At 64.0% G+C, this 18,779-nt stretch carries 16 protein-coding genes and 1 tRNA gene; 9 read left to right on the forward strand and 8 right to left on the reverse strand.

Translation table 11 applies throughout. From position 1 onward, the window contains the following. The first annotated feature begins 38 nt into the window (after positions 1-38). The 3 genes from G404_RS0108180 to G404_RS18520 are packed head-to-tail and all read left to right on the forward strand — an operon-like array spanning position 39 to position 5,067. Positions 39-1,565, forward strand: a complete 1,527-nt coding sequence (locus tag G404_RS0108180) for a tryptophan halogenase family protein (RefSeq protein WP_028640651.1) — start codon at positions 39-41, stop codon at positions 1,563-1,565. A 23-nt stretch (positions 1,566-1,588) separates the two neighbouring features. Then, positions 1,589-3,511: a glycoside hydrolase family 125 protein gene (locus tag G404_RS0108185; protein ID WP_156906242.1), complete on the forward strand. Its 1,923-nt coding sequence runs from the start codon at positions 1,589-1,591 to the stop codon at positions 3,509-3,511. Further along, entirely contained in the window at positions 3,508-5,067 is a 1,560-nt protein-coding gene (locus G404_RS18520) for a GH39 family glycosyl hydrolase (RefSeq protein WP_051280386.1), read from the forward strand. Before G404_RS0108185 ends, G404_RS18520 begins: the two co-directional genes overlap by 4 nt. Before the next feature lie 38 nt (positions 5,068-5,105). On the opposite strand, the gene G404_RS0108195 is transcribed toward G404_RS18520, so the two are convergent. From G404_RS0108195 to G404_RS0108205, 3 genes are all read right to left on the reverse strand, one after another. Next, positions 5,106-5,179: transfer RNA gene (locus G404_RS0108195), tRNA-Cys, on the reverse strand. 68 nt (positions 5,180-5,247) lie between these two features. Continuing rightward, the gene (locus tag G404_RS0108200) at positions 5,248-6,075 is read right to left on the reverse strand and encodes a crotonase/enoyl-CoA hydratase family protein (RefSeq protein ID WP_211230749.1); all 828 of its coding nucleotides are present in this window, start codon (positions 6,073-6,075) and stop codon (positions 5,248-5,250) included. A 42-nt stretch (positions 6,076-6,117) separates the two neighbouring features. After that, the gene (locus G404_RS0108205; protein ID WP_028640654.1) at positions 6,118-7,317 is read right to left on the reverse strand and encodes an LL-diaminopimelate aminotransferase; all 1,200 of its coding nucleotides are present in this window, start codon (positions 7,315-7,317) and stop codon (positions 6,118-6,120) included. Positions 7,318-7,476: 159 nt separating this feature from the next. Here G404_RS0108205 and G404_RS0108210 point away from each other — a divergent pair, with 159 nt between their 5' ends. The 5 genes from G404_RS0108210 (at position 7,477) to lptG (ending at position 13,411) form a co-directional block, all read left to right on the forward strand. Next, positions 7,477-9,372 (forward strand): PHA/PHB synthase family protein, encoded by a 1,896-nt coding sequence (locus tag G404_RS0108210; protein WP_028640655.1) that lies wholly within the window; start codon positions 7,477-7,479, stop codon positions 9,370-9,372. 171 nt (positions 9,373-9,543) lie between these two features. Next, entirely contained in the window at positions 9,544-10,353 is an 810-nt protein-coding gene (locus G404_RS0108215; protein ID WP_028640656.1) for a TIGR01841 family phasin, read from the forward strand. Between the two features lie 161 nt (positions 10,354-10,514). Continuing rightward, positions 10,515-10,931 (forward strand): ATP-dependent Clp protease adapter ClpS, encoded by a 417-nt coding sequence (gene clpS / locus G404_RS0108220; RefSeq protein WP_084601163.1) that lies wholly within the window; start codon positions 10,515-10,517, stop codon positions 10,929-10,931. A 130-nt stretch (positions 10,932-11,061) separates the two neighbouring features. After that, the gene (gene lptF / locus G404_RS18525; protein WP_036520784.1) at positions 11,062-12,321 is read left to right on the forward strand and encodes an LPS export ABC transporter permease LptF; all 1,260 of its coding nucleotides are present in this window, start codon (positions 11,062-11,064) and stop codon (positions 12,319-12,321) included. Continuing rightward, the gene (gene lptG / locus G404_RS0108230) at positions 12,311-13,411 is read left to right on the forward strand and encodes an LPS export ABC transporter permease LptG (protein WP_028640658.1); all 1,101 of its coding nucleotides are present in this window, start codon (positions 12,311-12,313) and stop codon (positions 13,409-13,411) included. Before lptF ends, lptG begins: the two co-directional genes overlap by 11 nt. Before the next feature lie 4 nt (positions 13,412-13,415). Here the strand turns inward: lptG and G404_RS0108235 are convergent, their stop codons facing one another. From G404_RS0108235 to G404_RS0108245, 3 genes are read right to left on the reverse strand one after another with little or no spacing between them, the layout of a single operon-like run. Then, positions 13,416-14,018, reverse strand: coding sequence for an LptA/OstA family protein (locus tag G404_RS0108235; protein WP_028640659.1), 603 nt, complete (start codon positions 14,016-14,018; stop codon positions 13,416-13,418). Beyond that, the gene (locus G404_RS18530; protein ID WP_051280388.1) at positions 14,015-14,725 is read right to left on the reverse strand and encodes a hypothetical protein; all 711 of its coding nucleotides are present in this window, start codon (positions 14,723-14,725) and stop codon (positions 14,015-14,017) included. Before G404_RS18530 ends, G404_RS0108235 begins: the two co-directional genes overlap by 4 nt. A 42-nt stretch (positions 14,726-14,767) precedes the next feature. After that, positions 14,768-15,385: a ribonuclease D gene (locus G404_RS0108245; protein WP_028640660.1), complete on the reverse strand. Its 618-nt coding sequence runs from the start codon at positions 15,383-15,385 to the stop codon at positions 14,768-14,770. Between the two features lie 84 nt (positions 15,386-15,469). Here G404_RS0108245 and ung point away from each other — a divergent pair, with 84 nt between their 5' ends. Further along, a complete protein-coding gene (gene ung, locus G404_RS0108250) occupies positions 15,470-16,159 on the forward strand; it encodes a uracil-DNA glycosylase (RefSeq protein WP_028640661.1) in 690 nt (229 codons plus the stop codon). Positions 16,160-16,223: 64 nt separating this feature from the next. Here the strand turns inward: ung and G404_RS0108255 are convergent, their stop codons facing one another. Together G404_RS0108255 and G404_RS0108260 are read right to left on the reverse strand one after the other, a co-directional pair. After that, positions 16,224-17,657, reverse strand: coding sequence for an aldehyde dehydrogenase family protein (locus G404_RS0108255; protein ID WP_028640662.1), 1,434 nt, complete (start codon positions 17,655-17,657; stop codon positions 16,224-16,226). A gap of 102 nt (positions 17,658-17,759) precedes the next feature. Next, a complete protein-coding gene (locus G404_RS0108260) occupies positions 17,760-18,770 on the reverse strand; it encodes an inorganic phosphate transporter (RefSeq protein ID WP_028640663.1) in 1,011 nt (336 codons plus the stop codon). Positions 18,771-18,779 lie beyond the last annotated feature (9 nt).

Here is an 18,779-nt window from a genome sequence, read left to right on the forward strand (position 1 = left end):
TTATGGATCTACGCTCTGGTCAATTTTTCGGGTGAGTCATGACACAGCAGCGGCGCGAAGGCGCGATCCGGTCGGTGGCGATCATCGGCGGCGGCACCGCCGGATGGATGACGGCGGCGGCCATTTCCAAGTCGTTTGGTCGCGATATCCATGTCCAGCTTGTCGAATCCGATGAAATCGGCACGATCGGGGTGGGCGAAGCCACCGTGCCGCATCTGTCGATGTTCAACCGCCTGCTGCAGATCGATGAAGGCGAGTTCGTGCGCCAGACCCAGGGCACGTTCAAGCTGGGCATCCAGTTCAACGACTGGGGCAGGATCGGCGATTCGTACGTGCACGGTTTTGGGACGATCGGCCGCGATCTGGGGTTGATGCCGTTTCACCAGTACTGGCTGAAGGCGCGTGCAGCCGGCCGCGCCAAGGATATCAGCCATTATTCGCTCAACACGCTGGCCGCGCCGCAGGGCCGGTTCATGGTGCCGCCCAGCGATGCGCCACCCAACACGCCTTTGGCCGAAATTGCCTATGCCTACCACTTCGATGCGGCGCTCTATGCGCTGTTCCTGCGCCGGCGTGCCGAAGCCCAGGGGGTCGTGCGGACCGAGGGCAAAGTGGTTGCGGTAAACCAGGCCGGCGAAAGCGGGTTTGTCGAAAGCGTGCAACTGGAAAGCGGCGCGGTGATCGCGGCCGACCTGTTTGTCGATTGCAGCGGATTTCGCGCGCTGCTGATCGAACAGACATTGCACGCCGGATACGAAGACTGGTCGCAGTGGCTGCCGTGCGATCGCGCGGTGGCGGTGCCTTGCGCCAAAGTCGGGCCCCCTACCCCCTATACCCGCTCCACCGCGCGCACCGCCGGCTGGCAATGGCGTATCCCGCTGCAGCATCGCACCGGCAACGGCCATGTATACAGCAGCGCGTTCATCAGCGACGCGCAGGCCGAAGAAATCCTGATCGCCAATCTCGATGGGCGGCCGCTGGCCGATCCGCGGCTGGTGCGGTTTACGACCGGGCGCCGCCGCAAGATCTGGGACAAGAACGTTGTCGCGATCGGACTGTCATCGGGTTTTATCGAGCCGCTGGAATCGACCGCGATTTTCCTGATCCAGTCGGGCATCAACCGGTTGATGGGCCTGTTTCCGCAGGCGGGCTTCGACCGGATCCTGCAGGACACTTACAACGCCCAAATGCATTTCGAGTACGAACGGATCAGGGATTTCATCATTCTGCACTATCGCGCCACGCAGCGCGATGATTCCGAATTCTGGAACCATGTGCGCACGATGACCATCCCGGACACGCTGCAATCATACATCGACCTGTTCGCCGCCAACGGGCAGTTTTTTCGCGAAGGGACCGAACTGTTCGGCCTGACCAGCTGGGTCCAGGTCATGCTGGGACAAGGCATCACGCCGCGCACGTACCACCCCGCCGTCGACTGGGTCAAAGATGGCGATGTGATGAACCTGGTCCAGCACGTGGAACAGGTCATTGCCGCCAATGTCGCGCTGATCCCCCGGCATGAAGATTTCATCGCGCGCCATTGTGCGGCGCAACCTGCCTGATTTCACCCGGAAAGGACGCGTGGATGGCTCTGATGGATGTGTTGGCGCGCACCGCCCTGGCCATCAGCGCCCTGCCGCTGTGCGCCGCAGCCCCCGCACCCGAAGCGCCGCGCGATGTGGCGCTGACCCTGAAACCGGACGACGTCATTCCCACCGGCAATGACTGGATCGCACTGCCGACGATCCGCGCCGGCGATGGGGCGATCCGCGATTTCAACGTGATATCGATGCGGTATCGCGGACTGGTGGAAATGGCCGGGTTGGCGGGGCGCGCGCTGATAACCCCGTTCGTCGAAATCGACGGTCACGATCGTCCGCTTGAACAGATCGCCTGGACGTTGCGCGATTACTGGATTCCCACCGCGACGATGACGGCAGACGGTCTGCGCATCAGTGTGACCTATGTCGCGCCGCCCGAAAGCCGCGCCGCGATCATCCGGTTTCGCATCACCAACCTGACCGATCATCGTGTGCACGTGGCGCCCGGCGTGCGGCTTGGCTGGGGCGCCACCCACCGGGTAACCTATTCGCCCGAACCACTTGGCGGCGCCCGCACGATGACGCCGACGCCGATCGACACCGATATGCAGGTGTTCAGCTATGGCACCGATGACGCGCATGTTGCCTGGGGTTTCGGCTATGTCGGATCGCAGGCGGTGCTGCAGCCGGGCGCCGATCCCGGACTGATTGCCCGCCACCCCGATGATCTGGCACCGGGCCAGACACTCGACATGCATTACCTGATCGGTGCAGGGATGGAAGAATACAGCGCCGCCTATGCCATGCGCGTGCTGAACGCGCGGATCGACCGGTATGGCATCGATGGGGTGATCGACCAGGCCGCGCTGGCCCTGCACCGCCTGACCCGCACCACCGGGCAGGCCGATCTCGACCGGATCATGAACCGCAACCTGCTGTTCACGCACTTTTTCGCGTGGGGCCGTGCGATCGACACCGAACAGTTCGTCGGGGTGACGTCGCGATCAAACCGCTATTACGTGTCGGCCGCGTTCTGGGATCGCGACGCGCTGCTGTGGAGTTTCCCGGCGCTGCTCGACAGCGATCGGGCGCGCGCGCGCCAGGCGATCGACTACGCGTTCACCATTCAGGGCCGCAATATCGGCATCCACAGCCGGTTTATCGATGGCGTGGTGCTGGAAGACGGGCTGGAACTGGATGAACTGGTGGCGCCGGTCCATGCGCTGGCCCGGTATGTGCGGGTTACGCACGATGCCACAGCGCTGTCCGAGCACCGCGCGCGGGTGGCAGCACTGCTGGAGCAACTGGCCGCGCTGCGCGATCCGGCGACCGGGCTTTATGCAACATTCCAGGACGCGCAGGATGAATATATCCGCAAGCCCTTTTCGATTTACGACAATGTGCTGGTGTGGCGCGCGTTGCTCGATTGGGCCGATACCGGGGCGACGCCTGCCGGTGCCGCGGCCTTGCGCACCGAGGCGGCGCATCTGAGGGCCGCAATCCTGCACCATGGCGTCCATGATGCGCCCGGCGCCACCGGTCCGATCCTGGCGGCCAGCGTCGATGCGCACGACGCGGATTGCAACGATGTGCCCCCCGGATCGCTGATGAAACTGCCGGCACTGGGCTTTATCGGCGCCGATGATCCGCTGTTTGTGCGCACATATGCCTGGCTGCATTCGGCGCGTTATCGCTATGGCTATGCCGATCAACCGTTTGGCCTGCCCGGCAGCTATCGCCTGCCGTTCACCACGTCTTGGGCGGTGGCCGACCACTTGCGATTGCAAGCGGGTCGCGAACGGGCGCTGAAAATCCTGCGCCAAAGCCCGTGGGACGGCGGTATCGTGACCGAAGGGGTCAAACCGCAGACCGGCCTGCCCGACAGCCAGGGCCTGGCCTTTGCCACGGCAGCGGGTTACGTGGCGCATGCCATTTGCGACACATTCTGCATCGATCGCCCGCAATGATCCGCCGCTTGCGCCCCCACTTGCTGCCGGCGCTGGTCGCGCTGCTGACCGCTTCGCCCGGATTTGCCGAACCGCCGCCCGATCGCGTGATTGTCCACGCCGCCGACCCGGGCCACGATTTCCCGCATTTCTGGGAAGCGATGTTCGGATCGGGCCGCGCGGTGCTGTCGCTGCGCGGCCAATACCGCGAAGATCTTGCCGCGATGAAAGCCGCGACCGACCTGCGCTATGTCCGGTTTCATGCCATTCTGCATGATGAAAACGGCGTCTATGGCGAAGATGCACAGGGCCGTGCGGTCTACAATTTCAGCTATGTCGATCAGATCTACGACGGCCTGCTGGCACAGGGCGTGCGCCCCGTGGTCGAAATCGGGTTCATGCCGCAGCAACTGGCCGAACGCCACGCGGTCCACCCGTTCTGGTACCACCCGATCGTCGCCCCACCCCGCGACTATGTCCGCTGGGATGACCTGATCCGCGCGCTGGGGCGGCATCTTGTCGAACGCTATGGCATTGACGAAGTGGCGCAATGGTACTTCGAGGTGTGGAACGAACCCAACATCGATTTTTGGGCGGGCGAACCCAAGCAGGGCACCTATTTCAAGCTTTATGAACACACTGCGCGAGCGCTGAAAACGGTCGACACGCGCTTGCGCGTCGGCGGTCCAGCCACGTCAAGCGCGCACTGGGTGCCTGAATTCATCGCCCATATGGCCGCAGACAAAGTGCCGGTCGATTTCATTTCGACGCATGGCTATGCCGATGACACGGTCGAAGACCTGTTCGGCACGTCCGAGGTGATCCCGATGGAACAACGGCTATGCCGCGCGGTCCGCAAAGTGCACGATCAGATTGCGGCTTCGCCCCGCCCCGACTTGCCGCTGTTCTGGACCGAATGGAACGTGCCCTCGTATGGCGATCTGAACGCGCGGGACAGCGCTTATATGGGCGCGGCGCTGGCCGACGATATCGCGCAATGCGACGGCCTGGCGCAAATGATGTCCTTGTGGACGTTCAGCGCCGTGTTCGAAGAAGGCGGTCCCGACACAGCCCCGTTTCACGGACAATTCGGCCTGATCGGCCCCGGCGGGATCCGCAAACCGGGTTTCACGGCGTTTGCCCTGTTGCATCGCCTGGGGCAGATACGGCTGGCGGCAGATGGCACGCAGGTGCTGGCGACACGACGCGCCGACGGAGCCCTGGCGATCGCCGTGTGGAATCTGGCCCCCCCGGATCGGCCGGGCATGCCACGCCATGTAGCCCTGCGGGTCGATACGGTACGGCCCGGTCAGACGGTGCGGGTGACATTGCTCGATACCTGGCACGGCAATACCCAAACCGCCTACCGCACGATGGGAAGCCCGCAATACCCGACGCGTGCGCAGATCGAGGCGCTCAACCACGTTGCGCAAGTGCCCGCAGCCACGCCCGCCCAGGCCGATGCCGGCGGCTGGATTACGCTCGATCTGGCGCCCAACGCCGTTGCACTGGTTGAACCCGTCGCAGCCCGACGACCGGTGCCTCGCCCGGCCGGCGCGGTCGGCACAAAGCAGTGAGGCCAGCCACGGCCGCCGCATGTCAGTGATGGGGAAAATGGAGGCCCGAGCCGGAATCGAACCGGCATAAACGGATTTGCAGTCCGGCGCGTAACCATTCCGCCATCGGGCCCCCGACACGCGGTGCGTGGGAAACGGGCGGTTAGCAACCTGTGCGGCATTGGGCAACGGGTTTCTTGATCAGGGGTCAATGAATTCGGGCGCGCGGCGCTCCATGCCCGCCCGCACCGATTCGATCTGGCCCGCCGATCCCATCAGATCGATCTGGCTCAGGCTTTCGGCCATCAGCACTTGCGCGTCATCCATCAGTGGCGTGCGGTTCGAAAGATCCTTGGCGGCGCGCACCGCGTGCGGGCTTTTGCCGGCAATGTCATGCGCGAGCGCCATGGCGCGGCTCAGCGGATCGGGGTCGACATGGGTGACAAAGCCCATGTCCGCGGCTTGTGCGCCGGTGAATTCGCGATGGGTATAGGTCATTTCGCGCAGCACATCGTCGCGCACATTGCCGCGCCACAGCAGGTATCCGCCCATATCGGGCACCAGCCCCCATTTAACCTCCATCACCGCCATGCGCGTGTCGGGATGGGCGATGCGGATATCGGCGCCGCTGGCAATCTGCAGCCCGCCGCCAAAGCACACGCCGTGTACCGCTGCGATCACCGGCATCGGCAGATCGCGCCAGATCGTGGCGACATATTGCGGGCGATTGGCCAGGCCGTGGGTGCGGGTGGCCAGCGATCCATCCTTCCACCGGTCTTCGCGGCCAAAGCTCGACAGGTCGAGCCCGGCGCAAAATGCGCGCCCCGCGCCCGACAGCACCACCGCGCGCACGCCCGGCAGGCTGCGCACATGTTCGCCCGCGGCAATCACCGCTTCGAACATGGCATCGTCAAGCGCATTCATCTTGTCCGCGCGGTCGAGCAGCACGTGCGCAACGTGGTTTTCAAGGCTGACCGTCACGCGATCGGCAAAATTCTGGATCATGGCATCGGTCCCGGGCAATTTCATCGATCGATGAATTGCCCGGGATGCCCGGAAAGTCCAGCCCGATCAGGCCGCGGTGGCGTTGACGCCCATGCTGGCAAGATACCGGCGAATGTTGCGCGCGGCCTGGCGCAGGCGCTGTTCGTTTTCCACAAGCGCGATGCGCACATAGCCTTCGCCATCTTCGCCATAGCCCACGCCCGGTGCCACCGCGACTTCGGCCTGGGTCAGCAATTGCTTGGAAAATTCCAGGCTGCCCAGGTGGCGCAGGGCCGGCGGCAGCGGTGCCCAGGCAAACATCGAGGCAGGCGGGCTGGGAATATCCCACCCGGCGCGGCCAAAGCTTTCGACCAGCACATCGCGCCGCTTTTGATACAGCAGGCGGTTGGTTTCAACGATGTCCTGCGGCCCGTTGAGCGCCGCGCACGTCGCCGCCTGGATCGGGGTGAACGCGCCATAGTCGAGATAGCTTTTCACGCGTGTCAGCGCGGCGATCAGTTGCCGGTTGCCCACCGCAAATCCGACGCGCCACCCGGCCATCGAGAACGTCTTGCTCATGCTGGTGAATTCGACCGCGACATCCTTGGCGCCCGGCACTTCAAGGATCGAACGCGTCGGCTTGCCGTCGTAATACAGTTCGGAATAGGCCAGATCCGACAGCACCCACACCTTGTTTTCGCGCGCCCACGCCACCAGCCGCTCGTAAAACGCCAGGTCGACGGTTTCGGCGGTGGGGTTCGACGGATAATTGACGATCAGCACCGAAGGACGCGGCACCGAATAGCGCATCGCCCGATCAAGCGATTCCCAGTACCGATCGTCGGGCGTGGTCGGCACCGACCGGATCGTCGCACCCGCAATGATGAACCCGAACGTATGGATCGGATAGCTGGGGTTGGGCGCCAGCACGACATCGCCAGGCGCGGTGATCGCGGTGGCCAGGCTGGCCAGCCCTTCCTTCGATCCCAGCGTCATCACCACTTCGGTTTCGGGATCGAGATCGACGCCGAACCGGCGCGCATAATAGTTGGCCTGCGCCTTGCGCACACCGGGGATCCCGCGCGATGCGGAATAACCGTGGGCCGACGGCTTTTGCGCCACTTCGCACAGCTTTTCGATCACATGCGGTGGCGGCGGCAGATCGGGATTGCCCATGCCAAGGTCGATGATATCCCGCCCTTCGGCGCGTGCCGCGGCCCGCATGCCGTTGACTTCGGCGATGACATAGGGCGGCAGGCGCTTCATGCGATAGAATTCTTCGTCCACGGCGCGGGGTCTTTCTCCATTGGGTGCGTGTCCCCGTCCCCTACGCCAAATGGCGCCGCATGAAAACCGTCCTGCTTTCGCGCGGCGCGCGGCACGACTGCGTGTGGATATCACGCGCGCAAGGGGCTATGACCGGGATCAAGCGGAAAAGGGAATGCCATGGGCACGAGGAAAACGGGCGAAACGCCGCCGGCAAACGATGACGCCGCCGTGATCGAGGACCTGATGCGCCAGCAGGGCGCCGCGCTGCAGGCGCTGTTCACGCCATTCATGCCCACCGTGCACAGCACCCCGCCCGAACCCGCCGACCTGCAGCATTGGGCGATGTCGGCGGCCAAGCTGCAAAAGATGTGGCTTGATTTCGGCGCCGAACAGGCCGGCCGGATCGAGCCGGTCATGGCGCAATGGGCCGATCCGGCCAAATGGAACACCTGGGCCGGCGAATGGTTTGCGCAACTGCCGCTGGCCAGGCCCGAGGCGCAGCAAAAGCTGTGGGACGACAGTGTTGCGCTGTGGACCACCGTGATGCGCAGCTATGCCGGGGCCAGCACCCCGACCGCGCCCGACAAAGTGCCCGACCTGCCCCGCCACGACCGCCGGTTTGCCGATCCGCGCTGGCGCGAACAGCCGGTGTTTGCGCTGATCCACCAGACCTATCTGCTGTTGTCGGAACGGCTGACCGCGATGGTCGACGATGTCACCGGGCTGGCGCCAGACAAGGCCGAACAGCTGCGCTTTGTCATCAAGGTGGTGACCGAAGCCCTGAGCCCGGCAAATTTCCCGATGACCAACCCGTTGGTGATCGAACGCACGCTTGCAACACGCGGCGAAAACCTGGTGCGCGGGGTCGAACACCTGCTGACCGATCTGCGCCAGGGGCAATTGACGCATGCCCGGCAGGATGCCTTTGTGCTGGGCGAAAACATTGCCGCAACGCCCGGCAAAGTGGTGCATGAAACCCCGCTGTTCCAGCTTATCCAGTACAGCCCGACCACACAGACCGTGATCGAAACGCCGCTGGTGATCTTTCCGCCGTGGATCAACCGGTTCTACATTCTTGATCTCAACCCCGCAAACAGCTTCATCCGCTGGGCCGTGGCGCAAGGGTTGAGCGTGTTTGTCGTGTCCTGGCGATCGGCCGATGCAACGATGGCCGATCTGGCCTGGGACGATTACGTGCTGGCGCAGATCGAGGCGATCGAACTGGTCCGCGCCCGGCTGAAGGTGCCCGCGGTGCACACCATCGGCTATTGCGTGGCGGGCACCACGCTGGCGGCGACGCTGGCCCTGCTGGCACGCCGTGGCCAGGCGGCAACGGTTGCCTCGGCCACGTTTTTCACTGCGCAAGTCGATTTCGAAAAAGCCGGCGATCTCAAAAACTTTATCGATGATAGCCAGCTGCGCATGCTGGAAAGTCTGGCCACCGACGGATATCTCGACGGCCGCTATATGGCCGCGACGTTCAACCTGTTGCGCTCGTCCGACCTGGTCTGGAACTACGTCGTCAACAATTACCTGCTGGGCGACGATTATCCAGCGTTCGACCTGCTGTACTGGAACGGCGATACCACCAACCTGCCGTTTGCGTGGCTGCGCGCCTATCTGGTCGACCTTTACCGCGACAACCGGCTGGTCGTGCCCGATGCGCTGACGATCGACGGCACGCCGATCGATCTGCGCCGGATTGCCACGCCCTGCTATATCCAGGCCGGCCGGCAGGACCATATTGCCCCGGCCGAAAGCGTCTGGAAATTGACCCGGCACCTGTCCGGTCCGTGGAAATTCGTGCTGGCTGGTTCGGGGCATATCGCCGGTGTGGTCAACCCTCCGCAATCGGGCAAATACCAGTACTGGCTTAATCCGGCCGACCCGCAGACGCTCGATCAGTTCATTGCCGGTGCGCACGAAACCAAAGGCAGCTGGTGGCCCGACTGGATCGAATGGATCCGCGCGCACGGCGGTGCGCAAATCGCCGCAAAGGGCCGGCGCGTGCCGGGGGGGCGCGGCGATCGCACCATTGAAAATGCACCGGGACGTTACGTCAAACAGCGTTGAGCGCCCGGCCGGCGCGGGGTCCAAAATGGACTCGAATGCTTTTGTGCACTGCACAATATGGCTTGACTTCGCACCCGCACGCGCGGTAATGTTGCATCGCAGCAAAGGCCGGTGCTTCGTCTGGTGCGAACCCGACGCCGGCCTGCAGCAGCGCGAAGGAGCATGCAGGCAATGGCCGATACCGTCGAAAACAGCATCGAAGCAGTCGTCGGCACAGCCGCGCCCGCCGAGGGCAAGGCCGAAGGCATCGATCAGGCGATTACACCCGCGCCCGCCCGTGACACTGCGGCCCGCGCGCACGCAGGACCCGCGACCAAGTCTGTTCCGGTCAAGAAGAACGCTGGCCGCACCAACCAGGTAGGGCCGCAACGCGACGTCGCGGCCAAGGCGGCAACGCCCCGCAAACCGATGCGCAAGGCCCGGCCCGTGGCCCCTGCCGCATCGGCCAGGCCGGCGTCTGCGCCGCAAGCACAGCAACCAAAACCACGTGCCGCCGCCCCCGCAGGACGGACCGCGACCGCACCCAGCAAGGAACCCCGTATCATGACCACCCCCGCCACCGAAGTTACCGAAAAGTTCCAGGCCGCCATCAAGGACGCCTCGGCCAAGGCCAAGGCCGCGTTCGAAAAGAGCCAGGCCAGTTTTGGCGAAATGGGCGCCTTCACCAAAGGCAATGTCGAAGCGCTGGTCGAATCGAGCAAGATTTTTGCAGCCGGTCTGCAGGCGCTGAGCAAAGGCTACATGACCGAAAGCAAGTCGGCGTTTGAAACACTGACCGCCGAAATGAAGGAAATGGCTGCGGTGAAATCGCCGACCGAGCTGATGGAAAAGCAGACCGCTCTGCTGCGCAAGCAGTTCGATGCGGCCGTAGCGGTCAGCTCGAAGAACAGCGAAGCCGTGCTGAAGCTGGCCAACGAAGCGTTCCAGCCGATCTCGACCCGCGTCAGCCTGGCGGTCGAAAAGATCAAGCACGCAGCCTGATCGCGGTTTTTCGAACCAGACGTTTGCGGGCCGGACGGCGCGTCGTCCGGCCCGTTTGCGTTGGCCAGGGTCTTTTTTAGGGCATTTGCGCAACCGGCTGTACGCATCGCCCGTCACGCCTCTTGAACGCGGGGCGGTGCAATGCGATATTCCTGTCTGCCATGACATCCGCCAAACCCATTCTCCCGCGCGAAGCCGGGCACCTGATCTTCACGGCCGATGCGTGCCAGCCCCCGGCATGCGCCGGCGATGATACGCCTGACGGCGGCGGCAAGGATGGCGACGGCCAGGTCGGGATCGCCACGCGCACCCGCACCAAGCCCAAAAAGCCCAGCATGTTCAAAGTGCTGATGCTGAATGACGATTACACCCCGATGGAATTCGTGGTGATGGTGCTGAAACGGTTCTTCCAGATGGACATGGAACAGGCGACGCGGGTCATGCTCCACGTGCACCAGCGCGGCGTCGGGGTCTGCGGCATCTTTCCCTATGAAATCGCCGAGACCAAAGTGACGCAAGTGATGGATTGCGCCGCGCAAAACCAGCACCCGTTGAGCTGTACGCTGGAAAAGGCCTGATCGCGTCAGGGCACAAGGCCGCCTGCGCCTTTTGCACTTTCTTCACGGGATGATCCCGGCTAGGCGGGAACGCGCAGCGTGACGGCACATCGGCACCGGCACGCGACACCGCAACAGCACTGGCCCAGTCGTGAAATTCATCACCGCGATCGATCGATATATTGCCCGGCTGGTGCTGGTGCCGATGCTGGCGGTGTTTGTCGTCGCGGCATCGCTGCTCATTCTCGACAAGATGTTGACCTTGTTCGACTTTGTCGCGACGCAGGGCGGCCCGGTGACCGTCGTGTTCAAGATGCTGGCCAACATGCTGCCCGAATATGCCAGCCTTGCCATTCCGCTGGGGCTGATGCTGGGCATCCTGTTCGCGTTCCGCCGGCTGGCCACCAGTTCCGAACTCGATGTGATGCGCGCGCTGGGCCTGAGCTATACCCGCCTGTTGCGCGTGCCGTTCCTGTTCGCGATCGTGCTGGCCGGGCTGAACCTGCTGATCGTCAGCTATGTCCAGCCGTTGTCGCGTTATTATTACGAAGAACTGCAGTTCGAATTGCGTTCGGGCGCACTGGGTGCGTCGATCAAGGTGGGCGAATTCAACGCCTTGCAAAACCGTACCGCGCTGCGCGTCGAATCGAGCAAAGACGACGGGCGGCAGCTTGAAGGCATTTTTGCGCGGATTGCAGCGACCAATGGCGAAGTGATGGTGATTTCCGCGCGCGAGGGGCAATTCTTTGCCAGCCGCGAAAACCCCGACACGATCATCCTGCGGTTGACCGACGGGCAGATCGTTCAGCAATCGCCGACCATTCGCAATCCGCGCGTGCTGACCTTTGCCAGCCACGATTTGCCCATCGACTTGCCCAAGATCGAACAATTCCGCCGGCGTGGTGACAAGGATCGCGAATATTTCCTGCCCGAACTGCTGCGCATCGGCTGGAGCAAGAGCGCATCGCACGAAATGCGGGTACAGAGCATTGCCAACCTGAATTATCGTCTGGTCGAAGTGGCGATGATGTTCCTGCTGCCGATGCTTGCAGTTGCGCTGGCAGTGCCACCCAAGCGATCGACTTCGGCGCTGGGCGTGTTTGTGTCGATCATCATGGTGGTCGCCTATCACAAGGTCAACGAATACGGGCAGGACGTGTCGAGCCTGGGCCGGGTCGACCCGACATTGGCGCTGTGGGGGCCGTTCACCGCCTTTGCCGGGCTGATCATGTGGATGTACTGGCGCCTGGCCTATGTGCCGGGCGGGCAGCCGATCGGCGGGCTGGAAACCGCCTTTTCACGGCTTGGCAAGGCGATCGGCCGGCTGTTCGGCGGCTTGCGCCGGGCGCCGGTGGCCAAACGGCCGGCCGACGATGCAACCGATGGTACCGGGGCACCCCATGCTGCTTGAATTCTTTCCTTCGCGCACGATGACCGGCTACATCGCCAAGATGTTTGCGGTGCGGATCGTGGCCGTGCTGTTCATGCTGGTGCTCGTGCTGCAAATGCTCAACCTGTTGAGCGAAAGCGGCCATATCCTGGCGGCCAAGGGCAACGGCCAGCTTGAACTGCTGCGCTTTGTCGCCTTGCGCCTGCCGCAACTGATCAGCCGGTTTCTGCCCTATTCGGTGCTGCTGGCCACGATCTTTACGCTGGCCACGCTCAACACCAACAGCGAAGTCATCTCGATGAAGGCCGCCGGCATGTCGGCGCACCAGATCCTTGCCCCGCTGTTTCTGGTTGCCGCGATCACCAGCCTGGCAACCTTTGCCTTCAACGAACGCGTCACCGTACGCGCCACGGCCGCGCTCAAGGCCTGGCAGGATGTCGAATATGGCCATGTCCCGCCCGACAGCGACGTCAAGACCAATGTGTGGATGCAGGATGGCACCAACATCCTTTATGCCCGCATGGTCACCGGGCGCGGCGCCGGGATGCAGATGCACGACGTCAACTGGTATCGCCGCGATCCCACCGGCATGGTCACCGAAATCGTCCACGGCAACGACGCGACGTTTGCCAACCCCGGCTGGCGGCTGACCGCGCCTGTCAGTTTTGATGTGCAAAGCACGCGCAAGACGCCGCTGGCCGGCGCACGGATCTATGGCCAGCAGGTCAATCCCGCGCAGGTGATCGTGCGCAAGACCGATGCCGACGGCGAATCGCTGTGGCGGCTGACCGGATCGATCGACGAGATCCATGCCGCGGGGTTTCGCACCGGAGAACTTGACGGCAAATGGTGGCACAAGCTGTCGGGGCCGCTGTCGGCACTGCTGATGCCGCTGTTGGGCGCGGTGGCGGGCTTTGGCCTGGCGCGTTCGGGCAAGATGTTCGTGCGCATCGTCATCGGCATGGCGCTGGGCTTTGCCTATTTCGTGGTCGACAATGCCGCGCTGGCGATGGGCAATTTCGGTGCTTACACGCCGTTCCTGGCGGCGTGGTCACCATTCCTGTTGTTCCTGCTGATCGGCGAAGCGGTGCTGATCCGCACCGAGGAATGACCGCTCAGGGCTTTTTGGCGGCCTTGTCGTCTTTTTTGGGCACATTGAACGTGCCGCTGACCCGCCCCGAACCGCCCGCTGGCTGACCCGCCGCCCCGGCGCCCGCAGGGCTCGAGGTGTGGCCGTCAATGCTGGATATGCCGGTGTTGAGATCAATCACCAGCCGCCCGCCGTTCAGCGTATCGCCGTTCGCGCGATGCAGCACGACGTGCCCGACCATCGTGATCAGCTTGCGATTGAGATCGTAGACCGCATCATCGCCGCTGGCGCGTTCGTCGTTGCGCGTAACCACCACGTGGCCGGTGGCATCGACCCGCTGAAGGATCAGCTTGTCCACATCGGTATAGGCCAGCAGGGTGCGATCGGCGGCCAGCCGCAATTCGGCCTGAACCACCACCACATTGCCGCTCCACACCGACCGCTTCTGCTTGTCCTGCAGTTCCATATGGTCGGCGGACACATCGACGGGGGCATCGCTGTTGTGCGCAACCGGCGCGGCCAGAGCAAAATGCCCGGCCCCGGCAATCACCGCTGCCGAAACCGCAAAGCCGATGACAAAGCTGCGCACAGCGCGGCGCGAATGGGTGGTGGTCGGACGAACTGTCACGGCTTGCGTCCCTGCGTGGGTTGAATGGGGGTTTGTGGCGCGGCGCCCCGGGCAGCGGCTTGGCCAGGCAGGCTCAGCTTGCCGGGCACCATGTGCAGATGCGCATGACCATCAAGGCGGATATCGCGGCTGTCGAGATCGGCGACAAAATGATCGGCGCTGAACGTGCCGATCGGCACCCGTCCTTCGACCCGGCCATTGCTGACCAGCCGGCGATGATCGAGGTCGATCGCGGCACCCTGGGTGATCATGCGGTAGCCATCGGCGGTTTGCATGTTGACCGGGCCGGGCACGGCAATCTGTTGATGGCCAAAGTCATAGGTACCGGCTTCGGCGACCAGCATGGCCGGACCATCATCGAGCAGCATGCGCGCGGTCACGTCCTTCATTTCCACCAGTTGGCGGCTTGCCGAACGTTGCACCGCGCTGCCGGCGGTTACCGAAAAGCTGCGCCCGCGATCGTCTTCCCCGCGATACAGCGCACCCAGCGCACGCATGCGGTCATCGACCATCGCAACTTTGGTACGATCGAGCAGAAAGCTGATTTCGCCGCGCGGGGATAGCGGTGCCAGCACCATGATCGCGACGAGTGCGCCGATCAGGCCCGGCAACGCCACCGACAGCACCCGCACCGTGCGATCGTGCGAACCGCCGGGCGCTGCAAACACCTGGCGGCGATCGCGCATCTGGTCTGCGCGCAAGGTCATGCGACGGGTCCGGAACGGGCAGCAGGCAGGGTCATGCGGGCCCTATTCGTGGCTGAAGATGTCGTTTTCCGCCCAACCGGCCAGATCAAGCAGCGCGCGGGTGGGCAGAAAGTCGAAACAGGCCTGGGCAATCGCGGTGCGGCCTTCGCGATCCAGACGCCCCGCCAGCGCGGCGTGGGCCGCATGGAGATACCGCACGTCGGACGCGGCATAATCCAGCTGTGCGTCGCTCAGCACCGGGCCACCCCAGTCGCTCGATTGCTGCTGCTTGGAAATTTCCTTGCCGGTGGTTTCGCGCACGACCTCTTTCAGGCCGTGGCGATCGGTATAGGTACGCACCAGTTTCGATGCGATCTTGGTGCAGAACACCGGCGTCGCCATCACGCCCAGATAATGGTGGATCGCGGCCAGATCGAACCGGGCATAATGAAACAGCTTCAGCCGCGCCGGATCGGCCAGCACCGCCTTCAGATTGGGGGCGTCATAGCTGCTGTCGGGGCCAAAGCGGACCAGATGTTCGTCACCCCGTCCATCGGCAATCTGCAGCAGACACAGCCGGTCGCGCCGGGTGATAAGCCCCATTGTCTCGGTATCGACGGCAACGATCCCCGGTGCCAGGACATCGCAGGGCAAGTCTTCTTCGTGGAGGTATACGGCCATTGCCGACGCTTAGGCGTTAAGGCCGCACGGGGCAAGCGGCTATGGCTGGCCAGCCGGCGCGGGCATGGCTATTGTCGCGGTCTTATGCCCCATACCAGCATTCCCGAGCCATGGCGTGCAACGCTTGAACCGATCCTTGCCACGCCTGTCCTGCGTGCGCTGGGCGCGTGGCTGCACGCCGAGCAAGCGGCCGGCAAAGTGATCTACCCGCCCCGCGGCATGCGGCTGGCCGCGCTCGATCTGACCCCGCTCGAGGCGGTGCGTGTGGTGATCCTGGGGCAGGATCCGTATCATGGTGCGGGTCAGGCGCATGGCCTGGCTTTTTCGGTGCAGCGGGGGGTAAAAGTGCCGCCCAGCCTGGCCAATATCTACAAGGAACTGCACAGCGATCTGGGCATAGCGCCCGCTCGGCACGGCCATCTTGAGGCGTGGGCGCGGCAGGGCGTGCTGTTGCTCAACAATGCGCTGACGGTCGAGGCGGCGCAGGCCGGGTCGCACCAGAAACGCGGCTGGGAAACGCTGACCGACGCCGTCATCGCCGCAGTAGCGGCGCGCGACACCCCGACCGTGTTCATGCTGTGGGGCAGCCACGCACAGAAAAAGGCCGCGCGCGTGCCGGGCCTGATCAATGGGCCGCACCTGGTGCTGCAGGCCCCGCACCCCAGCCCGCTGTCGGCCTATGCCGGTTTTTTCGGCAGCAAGCCGTTCAGCCAGGCCAACACGTTCCTGGCCGCACACGGGCGCGGCACGATCGACTGGCGCCTGCCCGATTGATCCGGTTCACCGCGCAGCCCGCTCCGCCACAGGGCGAAGGGGGTGCGGGTGTCGTTGTCGCGGATCAGCCCCAGCCGACGACACCTTTGATTTCCAGGAAGTCGTGGATGCCATAGCCTGCGTATTCGCGACCATTGCCCGACTGCTTGTATCCGCCGAACGGGGCCATCGTGTCCCAGTCGGGATAGTTGATATTGACCGTGCCGCTGCGCAAACGGCGCGCGATGCTGCGGATCTGATCGATGTCGGTGCCGGCGATATAGCTGGCCAGGCCATAGACGGTGTCGTTGGCGATCGCGATCGCCTGTTCGACGCTGTCATAGGGCATGATCGCCAGCACCGTGCCGAACACTTCGTCGCGCGCGATGGTCATGTCTGGCGTCACGCCGCCAAACACGGTGGGGCGCACGTAATACCCCTTGTCCAGCCCGTCGGGCAGGCCGGGTCCACCGGTCACCAGTTCGGCGCCTTCGTCGATGCCGATCTGGATCAGGCGCTGGATCTTGCCCCATTGCACATCGCTGACCACCGGACCCAGCGTGGTGGCAGGATCGTGCGGATCACCCACCACGATGGTCGCGACGGTGGCACGGGCGATGGCGAGCGCTTCGGCGTGGCGGTCGGCGGGCACCAGCATGCGCGTAGGCGCGTCGCACGACTGTCCCGAATTGCTGAAACAGCCGCGCACCCCGGCATCGACCGCGGCAGCAAAATCGGCATCGGGCAGGATGATATTGGCCGATTTGCCGCCCAGTTCCTGCGCCACGCGCTTTACCGTGTCGGCCGCCGCCTTGGCCACTAGAATGCCCGCCCGGGTCGAACCGGTGAACGATACCATGTCGACATCGGGATGTTCGGCCATGATCTGCCCCACGTCGGGCCCATTGCCGCAGACCAGGTTGAACACGCCCGCAGGCGTGCCCGCGGCATGCATGATCTCGGCAAAGATCAACCCGCTCAGCGGCGCGATTTCGGACGGTTTGAGCACCACGGTGCACCCTGCGGCGATCGCGGGGGCCACTTTGCACACGATCTGGTTGAGCGGCCAGTTCCACGGGGTGATCAGTGCGGCAACACCGATCGGTTCCTTGATGATCTGCGTCGTGCCGAGGGCTTCTTCGAACGTATAGTCTTCCAGCGCCTTGATCGTGGCTTCCATATGGGCCTGGCCCGCCCAGGCCTGCGCTTCGCGCGCAAAGGCGATCGGCGCCCCCATTTCAGCGGTCACCGCCTGGGCAATGTCTTCAAAGCGGCGGTTGTATTCGTCAAGCACCCGCCGCAGCAGCGCCAGACGGTCTTCGCGCGACGAAAAGGCCCAGGTGCCAAACGCCTTGCGCGCGGCGGCCACCGCCCGATCGACATCGGCCGCACCACCCATGGCAATCGTCATGAACGGCGCTTCGGTCGCGGGGTTGATCACGTCGAGCGTGGCCGATCCCGCGGGATCGACCCAGGCACCGTCGATGTAGAATTTCAGGGCATTGGCGGTGTGCGACATGAAAACGGTCCTCGAGTCAGCGCTGTTCGATCTGCGATCGCACATTAGCCGAGTGGCCCGCCGGCTCAAGCCCGCCTTGCAGCATAACCAAAAATGCTGGTGTTATGCGCCGAACACCCGCGAAATTTCGTAAAACAGCGCACCCACCACCGCGGCCGCGGGAATTGTCACGACCCAGGCCACGGCCACGCGCTGTGCCACGCCCCAGCGCACGGCCGATGACCGCCGCGCCGCGCCGACACCGACGATGCAGCCGGTGATGGTGTGCGTAGTCGACACCGGAATGCCCAGCGAACTGGCCGCAAACAGCATGACCGAGCCCCCGGCCGACGCGCAGAACCCCTGGTGCTGGCTAAGCTTGGTAATGCGGCTGCCCATCGTTTCGATGATTTTCCACCCGCCCGACAAAGTGCCCAGCCCCATCGCGGCATAACACCCCAGCACCACCCAGGTCGGCACGTGAAACCCGCCACCGAGATAGCCTTGGGAATACAGCAGGACGGTGATGATCCCCATCGTCTTTTGCGCGTCGTTGGCGCCATGGCCCAGCGAATAGGCCGCCGCCGAAACCAGGTGCAGCCGTTTGAGCAGCCCTTCGGCGGTGCGCGCGGTCATCAGCACCAGCAGCCAGGCGGTGACCAGGAAAAACAGCATCGACACCGCCAGCCCGATCAGCGGCGACAGCACGATCGCCACCGTGGTTGCGGTCAGCCCACCCCACACGATCGCGCCGGGGCCGGCATGCATCATGCCTGCGCCCAGCAATCCGCCGACCAGCGCGTGGCTCGATGACGAGGGAATGCCGCGCCACCACGTGATCACGTTCCACGCCATCGCCCCGACCAGCGCGCCGAACACGACGCCGGGCGTCACCACATCCTTGTTGATGATACCCTTGCCGACGGTTTCGGCCACTTTCAGGCCGAACACGAAATAGGCGGCAAAGTTGAACACCGCGGCAAACAGCACCGCCTGCACCGGCGTCAGCAGCCGGGTCGAGACGACCGTGGCGATCGAATTGGCCGCATCGTGCATGCCGTTGAGAAAATCGAAGGCTAACGCCATGACCACCAGCGCGATGATCAATGGCAGTGCAAGACCGATGTGTTGCATGACCGGCGC

Source organism: Novosphingobium acidiphilum DSM 19966 (genome assembly GCF_000429005.1).
Classification (GTDB): Bacteria; Pseudomonadota; Alphaproteobacteria; order Sphingomonadales; family Sphingomonadaceae; genus Novosphingobium; species Novosphingobium acidiphilum.